The 7,179-nt window shown below is 31.2% G+C and carries 7 protein-coding genes and 1 other annotated feature; of the genes, 2 read left to right on the top strand and 5 right to left on the bottom strand.

The genetic code is table 11. From position 1 onward, the window contains the following. Window positions 1-62: 62 nt before the first annotated feature. From AB8U03_RS10995 to AB8U03_RS11010, 4 genes are all read right to left on the bottom strand, one after another. Window positions 63-1,451 carry a LysM peptidoglycan-binding domain-containing protein gene (locus AB8U03_RS10995; RefSeq protein ID WP_369704599.1) on the bottom strand — a complete coding sequence of 463 codons (1,389 nt, stop codon included), beginning with the start codon at window positions 1,449-1,451 and terminating at the stop codon, window positions 63-65. A 68-nt stretch (window positions 1,452-1,519) separates the two neighbouring features. Then, complete coding sequence (locus AB8U03_RS11000) at window positions 1,520-2,431, bottom strand: PLP-dependent cysteine synthase family protein (protein ID WP_369704600.1); 912 nt, start codon at window positions 2,429-2,431, stop codon at window positions 1,520-1,522. Between the two features lie 45 nt (window positions 2,432-2,476). Continuing rightward, complete coding sequence (locus tag AB8U03_RS11005; protein ID WP_369704601.1) at window positions 2,477-3,619, bottom strand: trans-sulfuration enzyme family protein; 1,143 nt, start codon at window positions 3,617-3,619, stop codon at window positions 2,477-2,479. A gap of 2 nt (window positions 3,620-3,621) precedes the next feature. Continuing rightward, a complete protein-coding gene (locus AB8U03_RS11010; protein WP_369704602.1) occupies window positions 3,622-4,254 on the bottom strand; it encodes a class I SAM-dependent methyltransferase in 633 nt (210 codons plus the stop codon). A gap of 159 nt (window positions 4,255-4,413) precedes the next feature. Next, window positions 4,414-4,673, bottom strand: a binding site (T-box leader). Window positions 4,674-4,968: 295 nt separating this feature from the next. Between AB8U03_RS11010 and AB8U03_RS11015 the strand changes: the two genes are divergently transcribed. Both AB8U03_RS11015 and AB8U03_RS11020 read left to right on the top strand, forming a co-directional pair. Then, complete coding sequence (locus AB8U03_RS11015; protein ID WP_369704603.1) at window positions 4,969-5,496, top strand: sigma-70 family RNA polymerase sigma factor; 528 nt, start codon at window positions 4,969-4,971, stop codon at window positions 5,494-5,496. Beyond that, entirely contained in the window at window positions 5,486-6,409 is a 924-nt protein-coding gene (locus tag AB8U03_RS11020) for a DUF4367 domain-containing protein (RefSeq protein WP_369704604.1), read from the top strand. The genes AB8U03_RS11015 and AB8U03_RS11020 overlap by 11 nt, the downstream gene beginning before the upstream one ends. A gap of 73 nt (window positions 6,410-6,482) precedes the next feature. On the opposite strand, the gene AB8U03_RS11025 is transcribed toward AB8U03_RS11020, so the two are convergent. Then, window positions 6,483-6,905 carry a GNAT family N-acetyltransferase gene (locus AB8U03_RS11025; protein WP_369704605.1) on the bottom strand — a complete coding sequence of 141 codons (423 nt, stop codon included), beginning with the start codon at window positions 6,903-6,905 and terminating at the stop codon, window positions 6,483-6,485. Between the last annotated feature and the right edge of the window lie 274 nt (window positions 6,906-7,179).

Raw genomic sequence — 7,179 nt, forward strand, 5'->3', positions numbered from 1 at the left:
TGCAAATGGTAACCTAATAATTAGGCTATCACTTACACTTTTAAAATTAAAAGACTTTATATTTATTCAGCTGGTATTACCTTTGTAATCTGAAACATATTATCTAATATATACCAATTCTGAGGGAAAGGCTGAGCCAGTGTCCAGTAACTCACTCCTCTGAGTCCATATTCGCTGACCAGTCTGTACTTTGCCTGTATACTTCTGGCATCTTCAAACCACACCACATGTTGTCTTCTCTCTTCATCTACGTAGTTATAATAAGGTGATTGAGCCACTTCATCAAATTTTATTTCTGCCCCATATCTCCTTGCCCTGTTCACTNGTCTTCTCTCTTCATCTACGTAGTTATAATAAGGTGATTGAGCCACTTCATCAAATTTTATTTCTGCCCCATATCTCCTTGCCCTGTTCACTGCCTCCTGATGTCCGATGCTCTCTGCAAATTCACCCCCTGGTGTATAAGGTAATGTCCAATCGTAACCATACATTGGTATGCCCATCAGTATCTTCTTAGGCGGGATTACGCTTACAGCATAACTTATTACTTTTCTAACCTCATTAAGTGGAGCTACGGCCATAGGCGGACCTCCGGACCAACCCCATTCATAAGTCATTATTATAACAAAGTCCACTATTCTGCCATGAGCAGCATAGTCATGGGCTCCATGCCATGCACCAGATGTTACATCATATGTTTTAGGTGCCAATGCAGTTCCAACTACATATCCTAAAGGATGAGCCTTTGATACTAACTTTTCAAGAAAATTATTATATTTTTCTCTGTCCGATGGTGGAATTCTCTCAAAATCTATTACAACTCCGTAATATCCCTTTTTGTCCATAGCTTCAGTTATATTGTTTATCAAAGTATTCTGAAGGTTTTCATTGTTTAATATAGTGGCTATTAAATCAGTATCAAAATTTGCTCCTGATATATTTGTCACTGAGAGCAATGGCGCAATTCTATTGCTTCTTCCCACCTCAATTATTGTTTCATCTCTAAGAGGAGTTAGTCCACCTTCTATGGTAACATGATGGCTAAAAGGGGTTACATAGGTTAAATAGGGGCCTACATTATTTATGATAACTCTCTCTCTCTCAGCCGTAGAAGGCTGTATAAATCCGTTGGTTTCAATAACACCATAATTTTTTGCCTTTTCGGGTATTCTAATTATCATACCAGGATAAATAGCTGCAGGATTTGCAATATTATTAAGCTGAGCTATACTATCTACAGAAACTCCAAATCTTTGAGATATGGACCATATAGAATCACCTGACCTAACCCTATATGATCTTTCTGTTGTAGGAATTACAAGTGACTGACCTATCACTAAACTTTGCTGCGGATTAAGATCATTGGCATCTATTATACTGTTTGGAGTAACACCAAATCTTTGAGCTATAGACCATATAGAATCACCTGAACGAACTACATATACATTCAAATATGGTACTCCTTTTTACTTACTATCATTAACCATTATATTCGAAAATTATATTTTTGTTCTAAAAATTAATTGTAAATATTTTTGCTAAAATATCTATCCCCTCTATCTGGAAATACAGTTATTATATTCCCAGTTTTTATAACCTCCGCTAATTTCATTGCTCCCGCCATAGCAGCACCTGAAGAGGATCCTACTATCAAACCTTCTCTTTTGGCCAATTGTTTTACCATGTTAAAAGCTTCCTCATCACTTACTTTTATGATTTTATCAACTAAGTTCATATCCATGGTATGAGGAATGAAATTATTGCCTATACCTTCAATATCATAGTGGCTTTCAACCCCACCTCCTAAAGTAGAACCTTCAGGATCCACTAACACTGATTTCATATCCTTTATCTTTTCTTTTAAATATTTTGAAACTCCTGTAAAAGTTCCACCGCTGCCTGCTCCTGCTACAAGGTAATCGATTTGCCCCTCCATACCCAAATATATTTCAGGACCTGTAGTTAAATAATGGGTTTGTGGATTGTCGGCATTTTCAAATTGTTTTAATGAAATTGAGTTTGGTATGCTTTCAAGAAGCTCCTGCGCCTTTTCTATAGCACCAAGCATACCTTTATCTTCAGGAGTGTTTATTATTTCTGCACCAAGTGATTTCATAAGTGTTTGTTTTTCAGAGGAAAATTTCATTGGAACTACAAATATAACTTTATAACCTTTGTTAAGTGCCCCCAATGCAATCCCTAATCCCGTATTACCTGCAGTTGGTTCTATTATAGTATATCCTTTCTTCAAGATTCCTTTTTTTTCTGCGATTTCTATCATATATACTCCAATTCTGTCTTTTACACTACCTCCAGGATTGAAATTTTCTAATTTGGCAAATATGCTTACTCCTTCTTTTATATCAAAATTATTTAACTTTAATATTGGAGTGTTGCCTACCATTTCTTTTATATCATTATAATACATCATATTATTAATCCTCCACCAAATTTCACATTTTCAAAATTCACTGTATTATTTGGCAAATTTCAATGCATTTTTCAAATCCTCTACTAAATCCTTTTTATTTTCAATCCCCACTGACAACCTAATTAGGCCATCAACTATTCCTATTTCTTGCCTTATATCATAGGGCACTGCTGCATGAGTCATTGTAGCTGGATGTGATATTAAAGACTCTACTCCACCTAAACTTTCTCCTAATATTATAAGTTTTAATCCTTTAAAAAACTTATTTCTATCTATATAATCCTTTAAAACAAAGGAAATAATTGCACCATATCCATTAGCCTGCTTTTTTTGAATTTCATGTCCTGGATGGGTTTCAAATCCTGGATAATAAACTTTTTCTACTAAACTATTTTCCTTTAAAAACTCAGCTACATATTCAGCATTTTCATTGTGCCTATCCATCCTAACAGATAATGTTTTTATTCCTCTTATTAAAAGCCAGCTATCAAAAGGATTTAATATTCCACCTGTTGAATTTTGAATAAAGTGAACCCTTTCCCCCAGTTCTTCATTGTTTACCACCAAAAAACCAGCAATCAGATCACTATGACCACCTAAGTATTTGGTAGCACTATGAATTACTATATCTGCCCCCAATTTTATAGGCTTTTGTAAATAAGGTGTCATAAAAGTATTATCTACGATAGTCAACACTTTATTTTTTCTTGCTACTTCACTTACTTTAGATATATCCGTTATAGACATAAGAGGATTGGTAGGTGTTTCAATAAATATTGCTTTTACATCTTCAGTAATACTATCCTTTACTTTTTGCAAATCACTGGTATCTACTAATTCATAATTTATATTAAAATTTTTAAATACTTTATCTATAACCCTGAAAGTCCCTCCATATACATTATTGGAGAGTATTATTTTATCTCCGCTTTTAAAAAGCATCAAGGCTGCTGATATAGCTGCCAACCCAGAAGCAAAAGCAAAACCTCTATATCCCTCTTCCAAATCTGCAATTAATTTTTCCACTGCATCTCTAGTTGGATTTCCTGTTCTCGAATATTCATAACCACTATTTTTTCCAAGTGCCTCTTGTTTGTACGTAGAAGTCTGATATATAGGTACACTGACTGCACCTGTTTTTTCGTCTCCGTCTATTCCTCCATGTATTAACAATGATTCAATTTTCATAATTATTCTCCCCTCTTAATTCCCTTTGCTATAAATATTCCAGGTTCCGTATGCTCGCCTTTACTTGAATACCCATTACATTTTAATTCTGTGTTCTCAAAACTTATATCACTAAATCCTGCCTTGTTGAACCAATCAGTTATTTGTTCCTTAGAAAATCCCAGCCACTTATCATGCATTTCGGTTCTTGCCCATTCTCCATTATGCTCTTTTACATCTGATACAATAAACACTCCATCTTTTTTCAAAATTCTATAGGCTTCTTCTACTGCTTTTTTTGCATCCACCACATGATGAAGGGCCATATTTATATAAGCCGCATCAATTGATTCATCAAATAATGGAATATCTGTTATGGATCCTTTTATGGGATATATATTTTTGATTTTCTTGTCTAAACATTCATCATGCAATTGTTTTAACATATTTTTAGAATTATCAACAGAAAATACTAAATTTGCATTTTGTGATAAAGCCAGGGAAATAAATCCTGTCCCACATCCTAAATCCACACATATTTTATTTTCTGTATTAAATTTAGAAAGTACAATATATTTTAGTTTATCTTCAAAATACTCTTCTCTTATTACATTCCATTTGTTTGCAATGGAATCAAAATATGATACTGAATTCATAATTAACTCCTCCATAAATACTAAATTAATTTTATATAAAATCATATTTTAGCATCTTTAAATTTCTTTATATTTCAGTAAAAATATTTCTAGCAGTTATTTATATTATTTATTTTTCAAATTCCGGAATTTTGAAAAATAAAAAACCTCCTGCCTCAATACAGAGGCAGAAGGTTACTTCCGCGGTTCCACTCTGTTTATCTCATATAAAATGCCAAAATACCACTTATATGATAAAACTCCTTTATTGGTACAATCATACCTCAACGTTTTAACGGACGTTCCCGCTGAAATCTACTATTGTTCAATTCAGTACTCCAAGATGCAATTCAATTACCTCTAGTTAAAGTCTCCTTACACCCAAGGGAAACTCTCTCTTATAACTTTGTGTAACCTACTCTTCTCATCATCGTAATTCTTAGTAATTTACTATGAAATAAATTTACATTACTATAATACTATATAAATTTATTTTAATCAAGTGTAAATTATAAGATTCCAATTTAATTAATCACAAATCTTTTTTATTTTAATTTTATTATATACCCGTTTTTATAAATTGTTACTAAAACTTTATATTTATTTAAGCATATTTTTATAAAAAAAATTGGATACTTTACAATTTGAATCTACTATTTTAAAATAAATTATATGCTATTATATCTGAAACATAAAATATATGTATTCCGTCTAACTTATAGGAAGGAGAATGATTTGGATACAGAAACGGAACTTACAAGATTAATGAATTGCTACGGAAATGATGTTTTAAGAATTGCCTACATTTATCTTAAAGACTTGCACTTAGCTGAAGATGTTTTTCAAGATGTATTTATAAAGGTCTATAAAAATTTTCATAGATTTAATGGTAAATGCAGTGAAAAGACCTGGATACTGACCATAACCATAAATACTTGTAAAGATGTACTCAGAAGCTCATGGATAAAGAAAGTTTTTAAATTTGATGACATTGAATATGAATCTCTCAATGAAGCCAAAAATTCAAATGCAATAGATGATAGAGTAATTAAAAATATTGAATATGAAGACCTGTTAAAAAGGGTCATGAATTTACAAAAAAAATATAAAGAAATTATACTCTTGTATTACTATCAAGGATTGTCCACCTCTGAAATGGGCAAAGTTCTAAAAATACCTGAGGGTACTGTAAGAAGCAGACTTTATAGAGCAAGAAAATTATTAAAATATAGTATAGGCGGTAGTATTGAATATGAAGGATAATATTAATAATTTAAAGGAAATAGTGGACTCAGCTCTGGACGATATTTATGTAACTGAAGAATTAAAAAATAAAACTTTTATCAAATGTAAAAATAAAAACTTAAAACCTTTATTTATTAAAGGTTTATCCATAGCAACAGTAACATTTACCATATTAGGTTATTATTACTTCTATGCTAAAAATAATACTGTAGCGGAAACTTCTATCAAGACTTTAAATAAACTCATAAAAGTGCCAATTCATAATAATTATGCTCCTTTACCAGCTAAAAAAAATAATATAAATAGCATTGATAATAAAATTCATCCAAATGACAAAATTGCAAATTCAAAATCCGATTTCAATACAAAAGACAATTATAATTCAAGTTCTGTGAATGCTAGTGAGCCTCCGGTTTCCATATCCCCTAATAAAAGTGAAGTTAAAGATACAAATATAGAATCTAAAAGCCAAAGCTTCATAATAAATAATAAAATCAGTAAAGAAAATGATACTTCAAATATATCCATTTCTCCATCTTTAAATGAGAAAATATTTGAATTAAATTTAAAGCCTTCAAATATGCTAGATCTAGCTACTGTCCAAAATTATTTTGGGAGTAATGTCTCTTTACCTTCTTATGTTCCTGAAGGCTTTAAGTTAGACAGCATGGTTGTTCCACAAAATGCAGAAGAAGAAAAAATCATAGATATAAAATACACCAATGCTGATGATAAATATTTTAATCTAATTCAAAGTAAAAAACTTTCCCCTAATATTTCTGGTGAGAAGATAGACATCAATGAAACTACAGGTTATATATCTACAGAAGATATTATAAAAATAACATGGATAAAAAATAACATCCAATATACCCTGTATGGAAATATTTCCAAAGATTCTATAATATCTATAGCAAAGTCTATTAATTAATCATTATTTACCTTAGGTATTTTATAATTTTAATACAACAATTTAACCGATATCATGTATTTACTAAAAGTACCTAATTAATTATACACATATTTATATGTTCTATACCAGCTTCAAAGAATTTTTCTCCATAAGGTTTAAATCCCAATTTTTTATAGAAACCTTCCGCAGAAACTTGAGCATGAATAAACACCTCTTTTTCTCCCTGCAAAAAAATCTTATTTAAAAGCTCATTTACTAGAATCTTCCCAAATCCCTTTCCTCTATATTTCTTTAATACAGCTACCCTTCCTAAATAATATTTCTTATTTTCAATTATTATCCTTCCTGTAGCTACTGGTTCCCCTAGCAAATAAATAACCAGATGATCACATACCTTATCTTGATCATCTAATTCCTCCTCCACAGGAACATGTTGTTCCTTTACAAACACTTCATTTCGTATTGCAAATGCATCTTCTGAATTTCTAATACCTTTAAACCACTTTATGTCCATATTACACCCTCCTATATTTTTATTTTACTGCTTTTTATAATTATAATAAAGTGTGTAACAATAATAACGACAAATGCATATTTATCTGATAATCTTCTATATATAAATTAAACATTCCTCTCCATTACCTAGGAAAGAAATGTTATGTAATATACTTCTTATAGCATATATTAATAATAAATTTATTTGTAATTGTCTTTGCAATATAATTTTAAAATTATCTGGCGACGACCTGCTCTCCCACAGGGCCTCCCCTGCAGTACCATGGGCACTG

The sequence above is a fragment of the Clostridium moutaii genome (genome assembly GCF_041205085.1).
Classification (GTDB): Bacteria; Bacillota; Clostridia; order Clostridiales; family Clostridiaceae; genus Clostridium_B; species Clostridium_B moutaii.

Excerpts from the sequence above, each read along its gene's own strand:
- AB8U03_RS11025 (WP_369704605.1), bottom strand. The coding sequence starts at position 6,905 with ATGGACATAAAGTGGTTTAAAGGTATTAGAAATTCAGAAGATGCATTT.
- AB8U03_RS11010 (WP_369704602.1), bottom strand. The coding sequence starts at position 4,254 with ATGAATTCAGTATCATATTTTGATTCCATTGCAAACAAATGGAATGTA.
- AB8U03_RS11000 (WP_369704600.1), bottom strand. The coding sequence starts at position 2,431 with ATGATGTATTATAATGATATAAAAGAAATGGTAGGCAACACTCCAATA.
- AB8U03_RS11005 (WP_369704601.1), bottom strand. The coding sequence starts at position 3,619 with ATGAAAATTGAATCATTGTTAATACATGGAGGAATAGACGGAGACGAA.
- AB8U03_RS11020 (WP_369704604.1), top strand. The coding sequence starts at position 5,486 with ATGAAGGATAATATTAATAATTTAAAGGAAATAGTGGACTCAGCTCTG.